18 protein-coding genes are annotated in these 18897 nt (G+C 50.2%); 13 read left to right on the top strand and 5 right to left on the bottom strand.

Annotated features, from left to right (window positions below; genetic code table 11):
- The first annotated feature begins 80 nt into the window (after positions 1-80).
- A complete protein-coding gene (locus tag CWI70_RS11780; RefSeq protein ID WP_126773980.1) occupies positions 81-1466 on the top strand; it encodes a PhoH family protein in 1386 nt (461 codons plus the stop codon).
- A gap of 9 nt (positions 1467-1475) precedes the next feature.
- Here CWI70_RS11780 and ruvX read toward each other — a convergent pair whose 3' ends face one another.
- The 4 genes from ruvX to CWI70_RS11760 are packed head-to-tail and all read right to left on the bottom strand — an operon-like array spanning position 1476 to position 4211.
- Positions 1476-1886, bottom strand: a complete 411-nt coding sequence (ruvX, locus tag CWI70_RS11775; RefSeq protein WP_126773978.1) for a Holliday junction resolvase RuvX — start codon at positions 1884-1886, stop codon at positions 1476-1478.
- Positions 1883-2440: a YqgE/AlgH family protein gene (locus CWI70_RS11770; RefSeq protein WP_126774067.1), complete on the bottom strand. Its 558-nt coding sequence runs from the start codon at positions 2438-2440 to the stop codon at positions 1883-1885. The genes ruvX and CWI70_RS11770 overlap by 4 nt, the downstream gene beginning before the upstream one ends.
- Positions 2441-2470: 30 nt before the next feature.
- On the bottom strand, positions 2471-3415 hold the full coding sequence (gene gshB / locus CWI70_RS11765; protein ID WP_126773976.1) for a glutathione synthase: 945 nt from the start codon (positions 3413-3415) through the stop codon (positions 2471-2473).
- Positions 3416-3434: 19 nt separating this feature from the next.
- On the bottom strand, positions 3435-4211 hold the full coding sequence (locus CWI70_RS11760) for a 16S rRNA (uracil(1498)-N(3))-methyltransferase (protein WP_126773974.1): 777 nt from the start codon (positions 4209-4211) through the stop codon (positions 3435-3437).
- A 51-nt stretch (positions 4212-4262) separates the two neighbouring features.
- Between CWI70_RS11760 and CWI70_RS11755 the strand changes: the two genes are divergently transcribed.
- From CWI70_RS11755 to CWI70_RS11720, 8 genes are all read left to right on the top strand, one after another.
- A complete protein-coding gene (locus tag CWI70_RS11755) occupies positions 4263-6113 on the top strand; it encodes a M1 family metallopeptidase (protein ID WP_126773972.1) in 1851 nt (616 codons plus the stop codon).
- Positions 6114-6130: 17 nt separating this feature from the next.
- Entirely contained in the window at positions 6131-7186 is a 1056-nt protein-coding gene (locus CWI70_RS11750) for an NAD(P)-dependent alcohol dehydrogenase (protein ID WP_126773970.1), read from the top strand.
- Positions 7187-7279: 93 nt separating this feature from the next.
- Entirely contained in the window at positions 7280-8428 is a 1149-nt protein-coding gene (metK, locus tag CWI70_RS11745) for a methionine adenosyltransferase (RefSeq protein ID WP_126773968.1), read from the top strand.
- Between the two features lie 81 nt (positions 8429-8509).
- Positions 8510-10522, top strand: coding sequence for a transketolase (tkt, locus tag CWI70_RS11740; RefSeq protein WP_126773966.1), 2013 nt, complete (start codon positions 8510-8512; stop codon positions 10520-10522).
- Entirely contained in the window at positions 10519-11556 is a 1038-nt protein-coding gene (gene epd, locus CWI70_RS11735; RefSeq protein ID WP_126773965.1) for an erythrose-4-phosphate dehydrogenase, read from the top strand. The genes tkt and epd overlap by 4 nt, the downstream gene beginning before the upstream one ends.
- Positions 11557-11579: 23 nt before the next feature.
- Positions 11580-12764, top strand: a complete 1185-nt coding sequence (locus CWI70_RS11730; protein WP_126773963.1) for a phosphoglycerate kinase — start codon at positions 11580-11582, stop codon at positions 12762-12764.
- A gap of 34 nt (positions 12765-12798) precedes the next feature.
- Positions 12799-13863 carry a class II fructose-bisphosphate aldolase gene (gene fba / locus CWI70_RS11725; protein WP_126773961.1) on the top strand — a complete coding sequence of 355 codons (1065 nt, stop codon included), beginning with the start codon at positions 12799-12801 and terminating at the stop codon, positions 13861-13863.
- A 74-nt stretch (positions 13864-13937) separates the two neighbouring features.
- Positions 13938-14738, top strand: coding sequence for a DUF481 domain-containing protein (locus CWI70_RS11720; RefSeq protein ID WP_241967901.1), 801 nt, complete (start codon positions 13938-13940; stop codon positions 14736-14738).
- Between the two features lie 36 nt (positions 14739-14774).
- Here the strand turns inward: CWI70_RS11720 and CWI70_RS11715 are convergent, their stop codons facing one another.
- Positions 14775-15518, bottom strand: a complete 744-nt coding sequence (locus tag CWI70_RS11715; RefSeq protein ID WP_126773959.1) for a TerC family protein — start codon at positions 15516-15518, stop codon at positions 14775-14777.
- A gap of 167 nt (positions 15519-15685) precedes the next feature.
- Here CWI70_RS11715 and CWI70_RS11710 point away from each other — a divergent pair, with 167 nt between their 5' ends.
- The 4 genes from CWI70_RS11710 to CWI70_RS11695 all read left to right on the top strand — a co-directional run bounded on the left by CWI70_RS11710 (position 15686) and on the right by CWI70_RS11695 (position 18896).
- Positions 15686-16366: a TIGR00153 family protein gene (locus CWI70_RS11710; protein ID WP_126773957.1), complete on the top strand. Its 681-nt coding sequence runs from the start codon at positions 15686-15688 to the stop codon at positions 16364-16366.
- Positions 16367-16380: 14 nt separating this feature from the next.
- A complete protein-coding gene (locus CWI70_RS11705) occupies positions 16381-17649 on the top strand; it encodes an inorganic phosphate transporter (RefSeq protein WP_126773955.1) in 1269 nt (422 codons plus the stop codon).
- A 132-nt stretch (positions 17650-17781) separates the two neighbouring features.
- Positions 17782-18324 (top strand): RNA polymerase sigma factor, encoded by a 543-nt coding sequence (locus tag CWI70_RS11700; protein ID WP_198677703.1) that lies wholly within the window; start codon positions 17782-17784, stop codon positions 18322-18324.
- Entirely contained in the window at positions 18321-18896 is a 576-nt protein-coding gene (locus CWI70_RS11695) for a hypothetical protein (protein WP_126773953.1), read from the top strand. The genes CWI70_RS11700 and CWI70_RS11695 overlap by 4 nt, the downstream gene beginning before the upstream one ends.
- Position 18897 lies beyond the last annotated feature (1 nt).

Raw genomic sequence — 18897 nt, 5'->3', positions numbered from 1 at the left:
TTCATGAAATCTGCGCTAGTCTTAAAGTTGCTTGGCACGCAAAAATTATAATTAAACATTCCTGCTGCTTGAGGTTGCGCATGACAGAAACAACGCCCAAATATTATCTGTTAGACACCAACATCTTACTCCATGAACCCCTCGCTTTCCTGAATTTTGAAGAACACAACGTCGTCATTCCCATGGTCGTGCTAGAAGAGCTCGACAATATAAAAGATCGTCATAAAGATGTAAGCCGCGAAGCGCGTGTAGCCATTCGCTCGCTCGAAGATGCATTGAAAGACGCGAGTCCGGAGGAAATTTTGGCCGGTGTGCCCTTAAGTCGTATGCAGGGTGCGCACCATGCTGAAGGTACGTTAGCAATCTTTCCTGACTACCAATTAAAGCAAACCGATTCGGTGCTGAACTTGTCGGAAAACGACCACCGTATTATTCAAGCAGCGCTTGAGTTACAAAAGAAGCATAGCCAGACCAAAGTGGTGTTGGTGACAAAAGACATCAACATGCGTTTGAAGGCGAAAGGTGCTGGCATCAAGTTTGTCGAGGACTATCGCACTGACCAATTGATCGATGATATTCGCTTTTTGTCAAAAGGCTTCGTCGAGTTAGAAGGCGATTTCTGGCAAAACGTTGGCGAAGTGACGAGTGTGCAAGAAGGCCGAGAGACCTTTCATGAAGTTGAACGTGCCGTGTTGCCGACGGTGTTCCGTAATCAGTATCTGATTGATGAAACAGAGCATTTTGCTGCCAAAGTGGTGGGCTACGATAGCGAACATGTGCGGATACACGACTTAGGTTTCGAACGCATGATGAGTTACCACGCATGGGGGATTCATCCAAAGAATATTTATCAAGCAATGGCCATGAATGCCTTGCTCGACCCGAGTATCGATTTGGTGATTCTCACGGGGCCTGCAGGTAGTGGTAAAACCCTGTTGGCACTGGCATCAGCGCTAGAGCTGGTGATTGAACAAGGTATTTACGAAAAGATTATTGTTACGCGGAACACGCCTGAAATCGCTGAGTCGATCGGTTATTTGCCGGGCACCGAAGAGGAAAAAATGGCGCCATGGCTGGCGGCCATTACCGACTCGTTAGAAGTGCTCCATAAACATGATGAAAGCATGGATTCGAGTCTCAACTACATCATGAATAAGGCGAATATTCAGTTTAAGTCACTGAACTTTATGCGCGGTCGTAGTATTCAAAACGCTATTGTCTTGCTTGATGAGTCGCAGAACCTTACTGCCTCGCAACTGAAAACAATAATTACCCGTTGTGGCACCGGCACGAAGATTATTTGTTCCGGTAACTTGGCGCAGATTGATAGTTATTATTTGACAGCGGTAACTTCAGGCCTGACCTATATCGTCGAGCGTTTTAAAGATTATCCGGGCAGTGCTACCGTCAACTTAAACGGTGTGGTGCGCAGTAACTTGGCACAATACGCGGAAGAAAATTTGTAAATCGATGGCTTAGAGGTTGGCCAGATAGTCTTCGAGGATCAATTGCGCTGCAGCGCTATCGATCTTGTCCTTACTCAGCTCGCGGTAGCCGCCGCGAGCGAACAACTCCTCTTTCGCTGCGACCGTGGTCAAGCGTTCATCTTGCAGCTCTATCGGCAAGCCAAAACGGCCGTGCAGGCGGTTAGCGAACTTTCTGGCTAAATCAGTAAGTGGTTGCTCACTACCATCCATGTTCAAGGGCAGGCCAACGACCAACAGCTTAGGTTGCCACTCGGCGATGATTTTCTCGACCTTCACCCAGTCGGGTTGACCATCCTTAGCTTTTAATGCTGGTAATGGCGAGGCGGTGCCGGTAACAGTTTGGCCAACCGCAACGCCGATGTTGTGGGTACCGAAGTCAAAGCCCAGCAGTTGGCTCATGCGTGCCCAGCCCCCGGACCAAGTTGCCAAGCGTGAAAACCAAGCTTCTCAGTGGCGCGCTGCCAACGCTCACTACTTGGCGTGTGGAACAAGATATCTGGGTCCGCAGGAATGGTCAGCCAGCTGTTGTCGGCCAATTCACGTTCAAGTTGCCCTGCTTCCCAACCCGCGTAGCCGAGGGTCAAAATAAAGTTCTCGGGAGCTTGGTTACGTCCCATGGCTTCAAGGATGTCTTTGGAAGTGGTGATCATGATGTCATCACTAATGTGCGCAGAGCTGTTCCAATCGTTGCTAGAGCCGTGCAACACAAAGCCACGGTCACGGGCCAACGGACCGCCGGCAAACACTGGTTTGTCGAACATGACGGACTGTTCAGGCACGACGATTTCAAGTTGCTCGAGGACTTTGGCAACATTCAACTCAATCGGTTGGTTGATCACTAACCCCATGGCACCTTCTTCATTGTGTTCACAAATATAGGTGACCGAGCGATGGAAAAACGGATCTTCCATATCAGGCATGGCAATTAAAAAGTGATTCTGTAAATTCGTCAGTGCTTCCATAAACCTCTCAGCCTTAGCGCATTAAGCTTTTTTACGCGCTTCAATGGCGCTAAAAAGTTGTCCAGCTATATTAATGTCATATGCGGCTTCGATCTCGCGCATACAAGTGGGGCTGGTCACATTTATTTCGGTGATGCGGTCGCCAATCACGTCCAAGCCTACCAAGAACAAGCCTCGACGCTTTAGTTCAGGACCAACACGACGGGCCAATTCCCAGTCGCTATCGCTGAGCGGTTGCGGTCGACCGCTGCCACCAGCGGCTAGGTTACCGCGGGTTTCACCAGCCGAAGGAACGCGTGCGAGTGAGTAGGGCATGGGTTCACCGTCGATAATCAGAATACGTTTATCGCCGTCTTTGATCTCCGGCATGTAGCGCTGAATCATGGCATAGCGGGTACCGTGGGCAGTCAGGGTTTCGATAATGACACCGAGGTTGTTGCCGTCCGCACCAACACGAAAAATCGATGCGCCACCCATCCCATCGAGCGGTTTCAAGATAATGTCTTGGTGTTCTTGATGAAACGCTCTAATTTGCTCGGCACGACGGGTAACGATGGTCGGTGGTGTCAGGTCAGCGAACCAAGCGGTAAATAACTTTTCATTGCAGTCGCGTAAGCTTTGCGGCTTGTTGACGACCAACGCACCAGCTTGCTCGGCCAATTCTAACATGTAGGTCGCGTAGACATATTCGGTATCAAACGGCGGATCCTTGCGCATCATGATCACATCGAAATCAGCCAACGGCTGCTCAACAACCTCACCAAGCTGATAAAAGTCGTCAGGTTGATCGACCACTTTGACCGTGCGACTGCGCGCCATGGGTTGCCCTTGTACCAATGACAAATCGTGCATCTCGAGGTAATGGCATTCGTAACCTCGCGCTTGGGCTTCGAGTAACAGACGGAAGCTCGTATCCTTGTAGGTTTTCACGCTCGCGATAGGGTCCATAATCATAGCTAACTTCATGGTTGAGCTCCTGAGTAAATTAGTTTGCGCTGCCGGCGAGATCGCCGAATTGATATTGCACGACGGATAACGCTGTTAACGCAGCGGTTTCAGTGCGTAACACGCGAGGACCTAGTTGCACGGCTTGGAATTCGGCGGCCGCCGCAGTTGCGACTTCGGCATCGGTTAGACCGCCCTCCGGGCCAATGAGTAACTGCACAAGGTCGTTGCTAAGTTGTTGTTCACGCAATGCCTTTGGGGCTTGCGGGTCGAGCGTCAAGCGCAGCGCTTGCGGTAAGTCTTGTAGCCACTGTGCGAGTGAAACAGGTGGATGCACCTTGGGTACCACAGCTCGGCCACTTTGTTCGCAAGCACTAACCACGATTTTTTGCCACTGCTGGCGCTTTTTTTCGAGTCGCTCACCACTGAGCTTAACGCCGCAACGTTCGGTAAATAAGGGCGTGATGCTATGCACCCCTAGTTCGACAGACTTTTGCAAGACAAAGTCCATACGATCACCGCGCGAAATGCCCTGGCCCAAATGAATCTTAATGGGTGATTCGCTTTGATTGAATTGCAAGCCAGTGATGCGAACCTCGACGTTTTTCTTGCTGGCGCTGACAATCTCGGCGCTGTAATCGTAGCCGTCGCCGGTAAAGACCTCGAGCGCTTGGCCTGCAGTCATGCGTAACACACGACCGACATGGTTGGCTGCTTCATCGCCTAAAGCGAAGACTTGACCCTCTGCTAAGCTCGGTTGTTCACTATTTTCGGGTAAAGCGTCAAGCAAAGGGTGATAAATTCGCGGTACTCGCATAACATGATCCTAATTAACTAACGTCATCATCTTATCAGAAGGAAACCCAACATGGCGACAAAGTACAACCTAAAACAGTGGGCGTATGCGGCAACAGTCATGGCCGCCGCCAGTAGCCAAAGTGCATGGGCTGAAGATGCACATAGCTATGCAAAATTGCAGGAAGTGACAACACCTCATCTGGAACTTGATTTGACCGTTGATTTTGAGGCGAAACAACTACGCGGTACCGCGACCTACGATTTAGTGCGCAAAAGTAACGATGCAACCACCGTGCACATGGACACGCGTGAGCTGACCATCAGCAAAGCAGAAATTTGGCAAGATAATGCGTGGCAAGAAACCAGTTTTGAACTCGCCGAACCCCATGAAACTTTAGGGCAAGAGTTAACAGTAAGCATTGGTGAAGCAACGGACAAACTGCGCATTCACTATGCGACTGCTCCCACCGCCAGTGGCCTGCAATGGTTGAGTCCCGAACAGACCCAAAGTGGCAAGTTTCCGTTTATGTTCAGTCAATCGCAGCCGATTCATGCGCGCAGTTGGATTCCGATTCAAGACACGCCAGCGTTGCGTTTAACCTATGATGCAACCGTTCGCACTCCGGCCGGCATGTTGGCGGTGATGAGTGCTGATAATAGTCTCGATCCGGAGCTTGATGGCAATTATTCGTTTAGCATGCCGCAGCCGATCCCGCCGTACCTGATTGCTATCGCTGCGGGCGAGTTAGTGGTGAAAGAGATCAGCGACAATGTCGCAGTTTTTGCTGAACCGTACATCATTGATGACGCTGCTTGGGAATGGGCAGATACCCCAGCGATGATCACCGCTACTGAAGAAATGTATGGGCCTTATCGTTGGGATCGTTATGATTTGCTGGTGTTGCCACCGAGTTTCCCATTTGGCGGCATGGAAAATCCACGGTTATCGTTCATTACGCCAACGGTGGTGTCCGGCGACCGCACCTTGATTAACCTTATCGCCCACGAATTAGCGCATTCATGGTCGGGCAACCTCGTGACCAATGCCAGCTGGCGCGATCTGTGGCTTAACGAAGGCTTCACCAGTTATGTTGAGAATCGCATTATGGAGTCGCTATTCGGTGAACGCCGTGCGCAAATGGAATTGGCGCTAGGCTACCAAGACCTGCTCGACAATATGGAACGCTTGGCGTCGAAAGACACAGTACTCAACCTCGAATTGGGTACACGTCACCCTGATGATGTGTTTTCGCAGGTCCCGTATGTAAAAGGCCAACTGTTCTTGGTGTATCTCGAAAACAAGTTTGGTCGTGAGACGTTTGATAACTTCTTGCGTCAGTACTTCGATGACTTCGCCTTCCAAAGTATTTCAACCGCCGAATTCAAAGCGTATTTAGCGCGTCACTTACTGGCCAAGAACCCTAACGTCGTGTCGATGGAACAGGTCAATGAGTGGATTCATGAGCCAGGTTTACCAGCAGATGCGCCCAAGCCGACATCAAATGCGTTTGCGGAAGTTGAAAAGCAAATGCAACGTTGGTTAAAAGGGGGTCAGTTAACAACACAAGAGTGGACCACGCACGAATGGCTGCATTTCATTAACAACCTACCGCTGGATATTTCCAGCGTGAATATGCGTCGGCTTGATGAGCAGTTTAACTTGACGCAAAGCAAGAACGCAGAGATTGCGCACGCATGGTTAAAGTTAGCGATCGTAAAAAACTATGAACCAGCGCGGGATCGTTTGCGTAACTACTTGCTTACTATTGGCCGTAACAAACTGGTCAGCCCGCTCTACCGTGAGCTGGCGAAAACGCCCGACAATCTGAAATGGGCGCGCGAAGTTTATCAGCAAGCCAAGCCTGGCTATCACCCGCTCACGCAGACGGTGAATGAAGCCCTGCTTTATCCCGAACAGTAAGCAAAAAGGAGTACGCTATGCCACAAGCAATAGGTTACGCAGCACAGGCTGCAGACAAAGATCTGGAGTATTTTGAGTTTGAACGTCGCGACCCGACTGCGGAAGACGTTGAAATCGAAATTGCGTACTGCGGTGTTTGCCACTCAGATTTGCATCAGGCACGTAATGAATGGGGTGGAACTGTATTCCCATGCGTACCGGGACACGAAATCGTCGGCAAGGTGACCCGAGTCGGCGACAAGGTAAGCAAATTTAAAGTGGGTGACACTGTGGGTGTCGGCTGCATGGTCGACGCTTGTGGGCACTGTCATAGCTGTGACGAGGGCCACGAGCAGTACTGTGAGAATGGTTTTGTTGGCACTTACAACGGCGAAGACAAGCATTTAGGTGGCGTCACTTTTGGCGGTTACTCGAATCGCATCACCGTCAAAGAAAGCTTCGTCTTGAGCGTGTCCGAAGGCCTTGATTTAGCCGGTGTTGCACCGTTGCTGTGTGCCGGTATTACGACCTATTCACCATTACGTCACTGGGGCGTCACCAAGGGCCATAAAGTCGGTGTAGTGGGGCTAGGTGGTCTTGGTCACATGGCGGTGAAGTTAGCCGCAGCGATGGGCGCCGAAGTGGTGCTGTTCACCACCTCGCCGGGTAAAGTCGAAGATGGCAAGCGCTTAGGTGCTGATCATGTAGTCATTTCGAAAGATGAAGAGCAAATGAAAGCTTGGACCAATCAGCTCGACTTTATCTTAAACACCGTGGCAGCTCCGCATGACTTGGATGCTTATCTGAGCCTGTTGCGGTTGAATGGCACGATGTGTTTGGTGGGCGTCCCTGCTGAGCATCATCCTTCACCAGCTGTATTCAACTTGATCGCCAAGCGTCGCAGTCTGGCTGGTTCATTGATTGGGGGGATTGCCGAAACCCAAGAGATGCTCGATTTCTGTGCCGAACATGGCATCACCTCTGACATCGAAATGATTGCGATGGATGATATCAATGAAGCCTACGAACGGATGCTGAAAAGCGATGTGAAATATCGCTTTGTTATTGATATGGCAACGTTGAAACAGAAATAAAGACTTTTAGACGTCTAAATGTGGAAAGTTGGGCGTGGTTTCGTTAAACTACGCCCAATTTTTTAGCTTAAAGATAAGTTGAGACCGAACACTATGGCGAAGCACCTTTTTACCTCTGAGTCAGTATCAGAAGGACATCCGGATAAAATTGCCGATCAAATTTCAGATGCAGTTCTCGATGCAATTCTTACTCAGGACCCACGCGCTCGCGTGGCCTGCGAAACTTATGTCAAAACCGGCATGGTGTTGGTCGGTGGTGAAGTTTCGACAACCGCATGGGTTGATATCGAAGAGTTGGCACGTAACACCGTCCGTGAAATCGGTTATACCCATTCTGACATGGGCTTCGATGGCGCTTCGTGTGCGGTATTAAATGCCATTGGTAAGCAGTCGATGGATATCAACCAAGGTGTGGATCGCGCGTCACTCGAAGAGCAAGGCGCCGGTGACCAAGGTTTAATGTTTGGTTACGCCTCAAATGAGACTGACGTGTTGATGCCTGCGCCGATTACTTATGCGCACCGACTCATGCAGCGTCAAGCCGAAGTGCGTAAGAATGGCACGTTGCCGTGGTTACGTCCCGATGCAAAAAGCCAGCTGACTTTCGTTTATGAAGACGGCAAGCCGGTGGCAATTGATACCGTGGTGCTCTCTACGCAGCATGCTGAAGGCATTAGCCAAGCGGATTTGCGTGAAGCCGTGATCGAAACCATCATCAAGCCAGTGTTGCCAGAGGAATGGTTCCCAGTGAATCAAGAGCGGATTTTTATTAATCCAACTGGGAAATTCGTGATTGGCGGACCTATGGGTGACTGTGGCTTAACCGGTCGCAAGATCATCGTCGATACTTATGGCGGTATGGCGCGGCACGGTGGTGGTGCATTCTCAGGTAAAGATCCATCGAAAGTGGATCGCAGTGCGGCCTATGCGGCGCGCTACGTGGCGAAAAACTTGGTGGCTGCGGGCCTTGCGGAACGCTGTGAAATTCAGGTTTCTTATGCAATCGGTGTGGCCGAACCAACGTCGATTAGCATTGAGACCTTTGGTACGAGTCCTTATAGCGAAGAGCAATTAATCGCTCTAGTTCGCAAACATTTTGACTTGCGTCCCTATGGTTTGATTCAGATGCTCGACCTAGAACGCCCGATTTATCAACAGACGGCAGCCTATGGTCACTTCGGTCGCGATGCTTTCCCGTGGGAGAAAACCGATAAAGCAGAAGCTCTGCGCGCCGACATCTAATTTGCTTAGAAGCCCCGAATTGTGGAGAATACGCGCACCTAGTGAGCATTTTTCTCAAGCAGCAATTTGGGGTTTTTCGTTATGACGACAGCAGTTTCTGAACGCAAGCATCTCGCCAACGCTATCCGCGCACTCAGCATGGATGCCGTACAACAAGCCAATTCCGGACATCCGGGTGCGCCGATGGGCATGGCCGACATCGCCGAGGTGCTCTGGCGGGACTATCTGAAACATAACCCTGCAAACCCCAATTGGGCTGATCGCGACCGTTTTGTATTGTCGAACGGTCATGGTTCCATGCTAATTTACTCGTTGCTGCACCTAACGGGCTATGAGCTCAACATCGATGATCTGAAAAACTTTCGGCAGTTGCATTCCAAAACCCCTGGTCACCCTGAGTACGGTTACGCGCCTGGTATTGAAACCACCACAGGCCCATTAGGGCAAGGTATCTCGAACGCTGTCGGTATGGCGCTCGCCGAGAAAGTGCTCGCGGCACAGTTTAACCGCCCAAGTCATGACATTATCGATCACTATACCTACACCTTCCTTGGCGATGGCTGCTTGATGGAAGGTATCTCCCATGAAGTTTGCTCATTGGCAGGAACGCTTGGCTTGGGCAAGCTCATTGCATTTTATGACGACAACGGCATTTCCATTGACGGAGAAGTTGAAGGCTGGTTCACCGATGACACCGCGAAACGTTTCGAAGCCTATGGCTGGCACGTTATTCGTGACGTGGATGGACATGACGCGCAAGCCGTCGACCAAGCGATCCAAGCGGCGCGCGGCGAAACAGCCAAACCGACATTGATCATTTGCAAAACGATCATTGGTTTTGGAGCGCCGAATAAGCAAGGCAGTGAAAGTTGTCACGGTGCACCGCTGGGTGCCGACGAAATTGCTGCAGCACGTAAGCAACTCGGTTGGAATTACGCTGCGTTTGAAGTTCCTGATGATGTTTATCAACAGTGGTCAGCGAAGGACGCAGGTGCGGCACAAGAAAACGAATGGAACCAACGGTTTTCTGCCTACGCAGATGCTCACCCAGAATTGGCGGCGGAATTGAAGCGCCGATTAGCGAACGAATTGCCGAGTGATTTTGCCGAGCATGCGCAAGCATACATCGAGAAGTTACAAGCAGAGCCGGCAGACATTGCGAGTCGTAAAGCGTCGCAAAATGCGATCAATGCGTTTGCCCCAGAACTCCCTGAACTACTTGGCGGCTCAGCCGATTTGGCGGGCTCAAACCTGACCTTGTGGGATGGCGCGAAAGGCGTTACCGCAGAAGATGCTAGTGGCAATTATGTCTATTACGGCGTACGCGAATTTGGTATGTCGGCGATCATGAACGGTATCGCCTTGCACGGCGGTTTAGTGCCTTACGGTGCAACCTTCTTGATGTTCATGGAGTATGCGCGCAATGCGGTACGTATGGCGGCGTTGATGAAGCAGCAAAGCATTTTCGTGTATACCCACGACTCGATTGGGCTCGGCGAAGACGGCCCGACGCACCAGCCGGTAGAGCAATTAGCGAGCTTGCGCATGACACCGAACATGAGCACTTGGCGCCCATGTGACCAAGTGGAGTCGGCAGTCGCATGGAAAGCTGCACTGGAACGCAAAGACGGACCAACCGCACTGGTATTTAGCCGCCAAGGCTTACCACAGCAGGAGCGCAATGCAGAGCAGTTAGCGAATGTCGCGCGTGGTGGTTACGTGTTGCTTGATAGCCCCGCCGCGCCTGAACTTATTTTGATTGCTACGGGTTCAGAAGTCGCGATTACCATGGCTGCCGCGAAAACATTGCAGGCACAGGGTAAGCAGGTGCGTGTGGTATCTTTACCTGCCACCGATGTATTTGACGCACAACCGGCCGACTACCGCGAAGCGGTGTTACCAAGTTCAGTGAGCAAACGTGTTGCGGTCGAAGCAGGTATCGCTGACTACTGGTACAAGTATGTAGGTCTAAACGGCCGCATTATCGGTATGACAAGTTTTGGTGAGTCAGCACCTGCTGGCGACCTGTTTAAGCATTTTGGTTTTACCGCGGAGCACATTGTTGCTGCTGCTGAGGAGTTACTCGCCGAATGAGCAAAGCCACTGCGCGGATAGCTATTAATGGTTTCGGTCGTATTGGCCGCAATGTATTGCGGGCCCTATACGAGCGCGGCTATCGTGAGCAGTTGCAGGTTGTCGCCATCAATGAGCTGGCACCAGTATCGGCGATGGCGCACTTACTTAAGTACGACACCAGTCATGGTCGCTTCCAGCAGCCCGTGACGACGCCCGACAAGCATCAGTTGCAAGTTGGTGATGACGTGATCAGCGTGTCTGCTGAAGCAGAGATTAGCTGCCTTGATTGGTCGCAACTTGGCGTCGACATTGTGTTGGATTGCACCGGTGTTCACGGTTCGCGCGAAGACGGCGCGCATTATCACGAGTTGGGCATCTCGCGGGTACTTTACTCGCATCCAGGTGATCCAGATGTCGACTTTACTGCGATCTTTGGGGTGAACAGTGATCAGTTAACTGCCGCCCACAAAATTGTCTCAAATGGGTCATGCACAACCAACTGTAGCGTACCGGTATTGAAAGTACTCGACGATGCCTTTGGTATTAAGAGTGGTGCGATTACCACGATTCATGCCGCCATGCACGACCAGCAAGTTATTGATGCTTATCATCAAGATCCGCGTTTGGCGCGTGCTGCTGGGCGTTCGATTATTCCGGTAGATACCCGTTTAGCGCGGGGTATTGAGCGCATCATGCCGCACTTTGCGGGCAAGTTCGAAGCCATTCAGGTACGTGTGCCCACCACCAATGTGACGGCAATGGACATCAGCGTGACGGTGCGTGATGAAGTGAGTATCGACCGCGTTAACAGTCTGCTATCGCAGGCGGCTCGAGGCCGTATGGCGAACATTTTGGGTTATATTGACGAGCCCCTGGTCTCGATCGATTTTAATCATGATCCACGCTCAAGTATTGTGGATGGCACCCAAACACGGGTCGCCGACAAGCATTTAATTAAAGTACTGTGCTGGTGTGACAATGAGTGGGGCTTTGCCAATCGCATGCTCGATACGGCTCAAGTGATGCTTGCACAGCAGTCAGTTTCAACTTAACGAATAAGCAAGAGGGTGCAGTAATGTCTTCAGTCATCACCATGGATGATCTCGATTTAACCGATTTACGCGTTTTGATCCGTGAAGATCTGAATGTGCCGGTAAAAGACGGCAAGGTAACCTCAGACGCGCGTCTCAAAGCTGCGCTTCCAACCATTCAGAAAGCGCTTGATGCTGGTGCGAAGGTTATGGTGATGTCGCATTTAGGGCGTCCCGAAGAAGGCGTGTACGACGCACAATTTTCGTTGCAGCCGGTGGTCGATTATCTGAATGAAGCACTATCAGTTCCGGTTAAACTTGCCACCGATTACCTTGACGACGTTGAGGTAGCGCAGGGCGAAGTCGTGGTCTTTGAGAACGTACGGTTTAATCAAGGCGAAAAGAAAAACAACGATGCTTTAGCGCAAAAATTAGCAGCGTTATGTGACGTGTTTGTGATGGATGCCTTCGGTACCGCGCACCGTGCCCAAGCCTCTACTCATGGTGTGGCGAAATACGCTGATGTTGCATGCGCTGGGCCATTACTCGCGGCAGAGCTTGAAGCATTAGGCAAAGCATTAGCCAATCCGGCTCGTCCTTTAGTCGCAATTGTCGGTGGCTCAAAGGTCTCGACCAAGCTGACTGTGTTGGAATCGCTGTCAGGAGTGGTGGATCAGCTCATCGTTGGTGGTGGCATTGCCAACACCTTTATTGCTGCGGCAGGTCATGATGTGGGCAAGTCGTTGTATGAAGCTGACTTGATGGACGAAGCAGCACGCCTAGTTGCTGCGGCACAAGCCAAAGGTGGCGATATTCCAGTGCCAACCGATGTCGTCACCGGTAAAGAATTCAGCCCTGAAGCGGCCGCAGAAACCAAGTCAGTTAGCGATGTGCGCGCGGATGATATGATTTTTGATATTGGCCCAGATACTGCCGAGGCTTTTGCAAAAATTCTGCAAAATGCCGGAACCATCGTATGGAATGGACCGGTGGGCGTGTTTGAATTTGACCAATTTGGCGCAGGCACTAAAGCGTTAGCCGAAGCCATTGCGCAGAGCTCAGCATTTTCGATTGCTGGAGGTGGTGACACTCTTGCAGCGATTGATAAGTACGGCATCGCTGATAAAATCAGCTATATTTCGACCGGTGGCGGTGCCTTTTTGGAATTCTTAGAAGGTAAAAAACTACCTGCAGTCGCGATTCTGGAAGAACGCGCAGAGAATGGTTAAAAACCATTACGATTCAACGATCAGGAGATAACTCATGGCTTTAATTTCACTACGCCAATTGCTCGACCACGCTGCCGAGAACGGCTATGGCGTACCCGCTTTTAATGTTAATAACCTCGAGCAAATGCGCGCCATTATGGAAGCTGCGGATGCCACCGATAGCCCAGTGATCGTGCAGGCTTCAGCGGGTGCGCGTACTTACGCAGGCGCTCCGTTTTTACGTCACCTGATTCTTGCGGCAATCGAAGAATGGCCTCATATTCCAGTGGTGATGCACCAAGATCACGGCACCTCGCCAGCGGTTTGTCAGCGTTCAATTCAACTGGGTTTTAGCTCAGTAATGATGGATGGCTCGTTAAAAGAAGACGGCAAGACCCCAGCGGATTACGATTATAACGTTCAGGTTACCCAGACCGCTGTTGCCATGGCGCATGCCTGCGGTGTTTCGGTTGAAGGTGAGCTGGGTGTGTTAGGTTCATTGGAAACCGGTGAAGCGGGCGAAGAAGACGGTGTTGGTGCTGAAGGAAAACTTAGCCACGACCAACTGTTGACTGACCCTGAAGAGGCTGCGCAGTTCGTTAAGGCAACCAATGTTGATGCGTTGGCGATTGCTTGTGGTACTTCACACGGTGCCTACAAGTTTAGCCGTCCACCAACTGGCGATATTCTTGCGATCGACCGCATCAAAGAAATCCACAAGCGTATTCCAACCACGCATTTGGTGATGCACGGTTCGTCTTCGGTACCGCAAGAATGGTTGAAAGTGATTAACGAATTTGGCGGCGAGATCCCAGAAACGTACGGTGTGCCTGTTGAGCAAATTGCTGAAGGTATTAAGCATGGTGTGCGTAAAGTAAATATCGATACCGACTTGCGTCTTGCGTCGACTGGCGCGGTACGTCGTCATCTGGCCCAAAACACCAGCAACTTCGACCCTCGTAAGTTCTTAAAAGCGTCGACCGATGCCATGTTCGACATTTGTAAAGCTCGCTATGAGGCATTCGGCTGTGCTGGCCAAGCGCACAAAATCAAGCCGATTTCGCTAGAAGAAATGTTCAAACGCTACGAAACGGGCGAATTGGACGCTAAAGTGAACTAATCGGGGTTCTTTTTCGAGGCAATCCCACGTTATACTGACGCGTAATGTGGGATTGTGAAAAAGACGAGGTGTTTGTGAACTTTAAGAAGACTTTGCCAGCGCTGGCTGTGTTTGCCTGTCTTGGCTTGCCAAGTGCGTATGCGCAAGCGTCAATATTCATGTTTGACGATGCAAGCGATTTAGACACGGAAGAGAAAAAAGACTGGGATGCATCGGCTGAGCTCGGTTTGCTATTCACCTCAGGTAACACCAAAACCGAAACTTTCAAAACCAAATTGAATGCTGCTCGTGACTACGAAAACTGGCGTCACAAGGGTGTTATCGATTATTACCGTTCAAAACAAGAAGACCAGTCGACCGGTGAAACCTACACCACAGGCGATCGCTTATTCGTGTCAGGGCAGTCGAACTACAAGTTCAGTCCTGAAAGTCGCTCCTCGATTTTTATTTTTGGCTCTTATGAAGAAGACAAGTTTAGCGGTTATGACTACCGCGGAACTGTCGCTGTGGGTTACGGTGCTCGCTATCGCTACAGTCCTACGTTGTTTGCTGACTACGAGATCGGTCCAGGTCTCTCATACAATAAGCCGATTATTGATGGTGTCGCTCAGGAACAAGAAAGTAGCGCAATTTTGCGTCTTGCCGGTAACTTAGTATGGGATATCACCAAGAACTCGAAGCTGAACGCGTTAGCCTCGACGGAAATTGGTGAAGAAAATACCAAGTCGCGTGGCGAACTGTCAGTGTCGGCAAACGTGAATAGTTCACTGGCATTGAAGTTTTCTGTGGCGGCAAGCCATAACTCGTATTTAGAAGACCCGAGCAAAGAGAAGTTAGACACTGAAACAGCAGTGACCTTAGTTTACAGTTTCTAACCTCACTTGCTTTAAGCGTTCAGAGCGGGTTGCCGATTAGTCCTCGGCAATCCGCTTTTTCAAATGGACGGGTTGGTTACGTGCGCGAATACGAATGTTGAGCAACTCCACGACGAGTGAGAATGCCATCGCAAAGTACACGTAGCCTTTGGGTACATGGAAGCCTAACCCTTCGCCCATCAGCGTAAAGCCGATCAGAATGAGAAAGCTCAGTGCTAACATCTTGATGGTCGGATGACGGTCGACAAAGTCACCAATCGCTTTGGCGGCAAGCATCATCACCAAGACCGCAACGACGACCGCAATAATCATAACTGCGACATAATCGACTAAACCTACTGCAGTAATTACCGAATCGAGTGAGAAGACGATATCGATGACGGCGATCTGGGTGATAATGGCGCCAAACGTGGCCGCTTTCCCAGATGTTTTGGTTTCTTCCGCACCCTCGAGACTATGATGAATCTCTAAGGTACTTTTACCGAGCAAGAATAAACCACCAAAGAAAAGAATTAAGTCGCGCCCCGAGAAGGCAAAGCCAAGTACCTCAAATAACGGCTCTGTTAAGCCCATGACCCAGACGATACTTAGCAGTAACGCAATCCGCATTCCCATGGCGAGCAACAAGCCAATTTGACGTGCTTTCTGCCGTTGGCTTTCAGGCAAACGCCCAACTAGAATAGAAATAAAGATAATATTATCAATGCCTAAGACGACTTCGAGAGCGGTTAGGGTCGCTAAGGCAATCCACGCCTCGGGTAAAAAGATCCATTCAAACATTTAGGTTTCTCTTACATTGTGATGGTATTGAATTACAATAAACGGGTTATTTCGCAAAAACAACGTGGAATACTCTTTGCGCAGCGCTTACATTTTGGCTAGTATGCGCACCCCGATAATGATCGGGAACACGATGATTCTAATAGCAGCAACAAAGGCGAACTTTTATGTCTGCAAACTCGTTTCTAGGTGTATTTGCAAAGTCACCGATCAAACCGATGATCGAGCACATTGAACAAGTGCATGACTGCGCAATGACTTTAAAACCCTTCTTTCAAGCCGTTTATGCCGGCAATTGGGATGACGCTGAAGAGCATCGCAAGGCGATTGTGAAAAAAGAAAAAGCCGCAGATGATCTGAAACGCGAAATCCGTTTGAACCTTCCTGGTGGTTTGTTTATGCCTGTCGAGCGCACCGATTTGCTCGAACTGGTATCGCAACAAGACCGCATCGCGAACAAAGCTAAAGATATTTCCGGCCTGATTACTGGACGTGAATTACAAGTACCAGAGTCGATGGTTGAAGGCTTTGATGCGTATCTGCAGCGCTGTTTGGATGCCACCGATAAAGCCAAAGAAACCATTGGTGAATTCGATGATCTGCTCGAAGTGGGCTTCAAAGGCCGCGAGCGTAAGATTGTTGATAGCCTGATTTCTGAGCTGGACAACATTGAGCAAGATACCGATGCCCTGCAAGTTAAACTACGCCGTCAGCTACGTGCGTTAGAGCAGGACATGAATCCGCTTGATGCGATGTTTCTCTACAAAATCCTTGATTGGGTCGGTGATCTCGCGGACCTAGCCGAGCGCGTGGGCGCGCGATTTGAGCTCATGCTTGCACGAGTCTAAGTCGGAGACAAACAATGGATATTATTTCAACTTATAACCTCACGTTGATCTTGATGGCAGCAGCGTTTGCCTTCTTTATGGCGTGGGGTATCGGTGCCAATGACGTTGCGAACGCTATGGGAACCTCAGTAGGTTCTAAAGCGTTAACCATCAAACAAGCGATTATTGTCGCGATGATTTTCGAGTTTGCTGGTGCGTATTTGGCGGGTGGTGAAGTTACCTCGACGATTCGCAAAGGTATTATTGACTCGGCGTACTTTGTCGATGCACCGGAACTGCTCGTATTCGGTATGATTGGCGCTCTCTTAGCCGCTGGTTTCTGGCTGCTAATCGCGTCGTATTTGGGTTGGCCAGTGTCGACAACGCACTCGATTATCGGCGCTATCGTTGGCTTTGCCGCCGTCGGTGTGAGTCCTGACTCGGTGGAGTGGTCAAAGGTACTAGGTATTGTCGGTAGTTGGGTGGTGACACCTATGATCGCCGGCCTCATTGCCTATTTCATCTTTATAAGCGCACAGAAGCTTATTTTTGATCGGGAAAACCCGCTCGACATGGCCAAACGCTATGTACCTTTCTACATGGGACTTACCGGCTTTGTTATCGCGTTGGTTACCATCAAGAAGGGACTGAAGCACGTTGGTGTGCAGTTCTCAACCTTCGACGGCATTGCCTTGGCGATAGGTATTGGTGTGGTGGTAGGAATCATCGGTAAAATCATGATCGGCCGTCTACGCTTTGACCCTTCGGCCGATAAAGACATGCATTACACCAATGTCGAAAAAGTATTCGCTGTATTGATGGTGGTTACCGCCTGTGCCATGGCTTTTGCCCACGGTTCAAATGACGTTGCGAATGCGATTGGTCCATTGGCTGCAGTCGTAAGTGTCGTGCAAAGTGGTGGTGAGATTTCGAGCAAGGCCGCGCTCGCATGGTGGGTATTGCCAGTCGGTGCCGTAGGTATCGTACTAGGTCTAGCGATGCTCGGTAAGCGCGTTATCGCAACCATTGGTAAAGGGATTACGCACTTGACCCCAAGCCGTGGTTTCGCCGCAGAATTAGCGGCCGCGTCGACGGTGGTTATTGCTTCTGGTACCGGTCTCCCTATTTCGACGACGCAAACCCTAGTGGGTGCGGTGCTCGGTGTAGGTATGGCGCGCGGTATCGCCGCATTGAACTTGGGTGTGGTTCGTAACATTGTCGTGTCGTGGGTGGTTACCCTGCCGGCAGGTGCGATTATGTCGATTATCTTCTTCTTTATTTTGAAGGCGGCATTTGGCGTTTAAGCCAACCTCGTCCACTATAGAAAGGCGGCTTCGGTCGCCTTTTTTTGTGCGCATAAGAAATTTTTTTGCTGTTACGAAAACTTTTTGTTGTTGGCGCTCGACTACAGTAGCAAAGAACAAAGGAACTCAATTGTGTTTGCACCATCAGATGAGCGGCTCGTGAGGCGAGCCTTAGAAAATAACAAACAGGCCTGGTTGCAATTGGTACAGCGCTACGAAGGATTAGTGTTTAACTACGCTCTGCGCATGAGCGGCAGTCGTGACGACGCCATGGATTTAATGCAGGACGTGTTTTTGTCGCTATTCCGCAATTTAGCTGGCTGGCGTGGTGAAAGTTCATTCAAGAACTGGCTGATGAAGATCGCTCACCATCGCTGTATCGAGCACTTTCGTCGGCGTAAAGATTTTGCTGATGAACATGATTTTGAACAGCAAGAAAGTGAGCTCGATTGGCACAACCCGGAAGCCGTTTATCAGGGGCAGCAACGCACCCAGCAATTGGTGAAAGCCATGCAGGAGCTGCCGATTGAGCAACGCATTGTTGTCGAGCTGAAGTTTTTTCAGCATTTGAAGTTACAAGAGATTAGTCAGCAACTTGATGTACCGCTGAACACCGTGAAGTCACGCTTATACAAAGCGGTTGAACGTTTACAGCAGTTGGTGGAGGACGTATGAATAAGTCACATGAATTTGAAAATTGGATCCAGCAGACTGCCGATCAGACCCAAGCCGAACGCGTACCTGAATGGCCGCGTGAACTGACCTTTCGCGGTCACGCCGAACAGCCTTTGCGCTGGTGGCAACGGCCTTTTTTACCGGTAGCCTCACTGGCCTGCTCGGCGCTGGCGTTGCTAGCCATTGTAAGTCAGTTACAGGTACAAGTGACCGATCAAGGCTTCAATGTTCACTTTGGTGGTGGATTGACTGAACAACAATTACAGGCCGCAGTGTCCGAGCGCATGAATGCTTACGCTGCTGAACAGCAATTGCAAATGGCCGATTACGCGGCGAACTTGCGCGAAGACTTCCGCGATGATGTGGCAGCCGCTAATCAGCAATTGGTGAATTATGTATTGACCACCAATCGCAGTGAGCGCCAAGAGGATATGGAAGACTTGATTCGTTATGTAAATGCACAGCGCGAAGACGATCAGGTTTATTTTGCTTATCAACTTTCACAAGTCACAGATCAGCTTATTGAGCCGAGTGACTTGGATACCACCCCAAATTTTGAGACGAAGGAGTAAT

Source organism: Pseudidiomarina homiensis, assembly GCF_003987225.1.
GTDB lineage: Bacteria > Pseudomonadota > Gammaproteobacteria > Enterobacterales > Alteromonadaceae > Pseudidiomarina > Pseudidiomarina homiensis.
Note: the sequence above shows the minus strand (reverse complement) of the source record. Positions and strands in the feature narration are given on the sequence as shown.

Coding starts and splice junctions, on each gene's coding strand:
- CWI70_RS11780 (WP_126773980.1), top strand. CDS start 81: ATGACAGAAACAACGCCCAAATATTATCTGTTAGACACCAACATCTTA.
- ruvX (WP_126773978.1), bottom strand. CDS start 1,886: ATGAGCCAACTGCTGGGCTTTGACTTCGGTACCCACAACATCGGCGTT.
- gshB (WP_126773976.1), bottom strand. CDS start 3,415: ATGAAGTTAGCTATGATTATGGACCCTATCGCGAGCGTGAAAACCTAC.
- CWI70_RS11760 (WP_126773974.1), bottom strand. CDS start 4,211: ATGCGAGTACCGCGAATTTATCACCCTTTGCTTGACGCTTTACCCGAA.
- CWI70_RS11755 (WP_126773972.1), top strand. CDS start 4,263: ATGGCGACAAAGTACAACCTAAAACAGTGGGCGTATGCGGCAACAGTC.
- CWI70_RS11750 (WP_126773970.1), top strand. CDS start 6,131: ATGCCACAAGCAATAGGTTACGCAGCACAGGCTGCAGACAAAGATCTG.
- metK (WP_126773968.1), top strand. CDS start 7,280: ATGGCGAAGCACCTTTTTACCTCTGAGTCAGTATCAGAAGGACATCCG.
- tkt (WP_126773966.1), top strand. CDS start 8,510: ATGACGACAGCAGTTTCTGAACGCAAGCATCTCGCCAACGCTATCCGC.
- epd (WP_126773965.1), top strand. CDS start 10,519: ATGAGCAAAGCCACTGCGCGGATAGCTATTAATGGTTTCGGTCGTATT.
- CWI70_RS11730 (WP_126773963.1), top strand. CDS start 11,580: ATGTCTTCAGTCATCACCATGGATGATCTCGATTTAACCGATTTACGC.
- fba (WP_126773961.1), top strand. CDS start 12,799: ATGGCTTTAATTTCACTACGCCAATTGCTCGACCACGCTGCCGAGAAC.
- CWI70_RS11715 (WP_126773959.1), bottom strand. CDS start 15,518: ATGTTTGAATGGATCTTTTTACCCGAGGCGTGGATTGCCTTAGCGACC.
- CWI70_RS11710 (WP_126773957.1), top strand. CDS start 15,686: ATGTCTGCAAACTCGTTTCTAGGTGTATTTGCAAAGTCACCGATCAAA.
- CWI70_RS11705 (WP_126773955.1), top strand. CDS start 16,381: ATGGATATTATTTCAACTTATAACCTCACGTTGATCTTGATGGCAGCA.
- CWI70_RS11695 (WP_126773953.1), top strand. CDS start 18,321: ATGAATAAGTCACATGAATTTGAAAATTGGATCCAGCAGACTGCCGAT.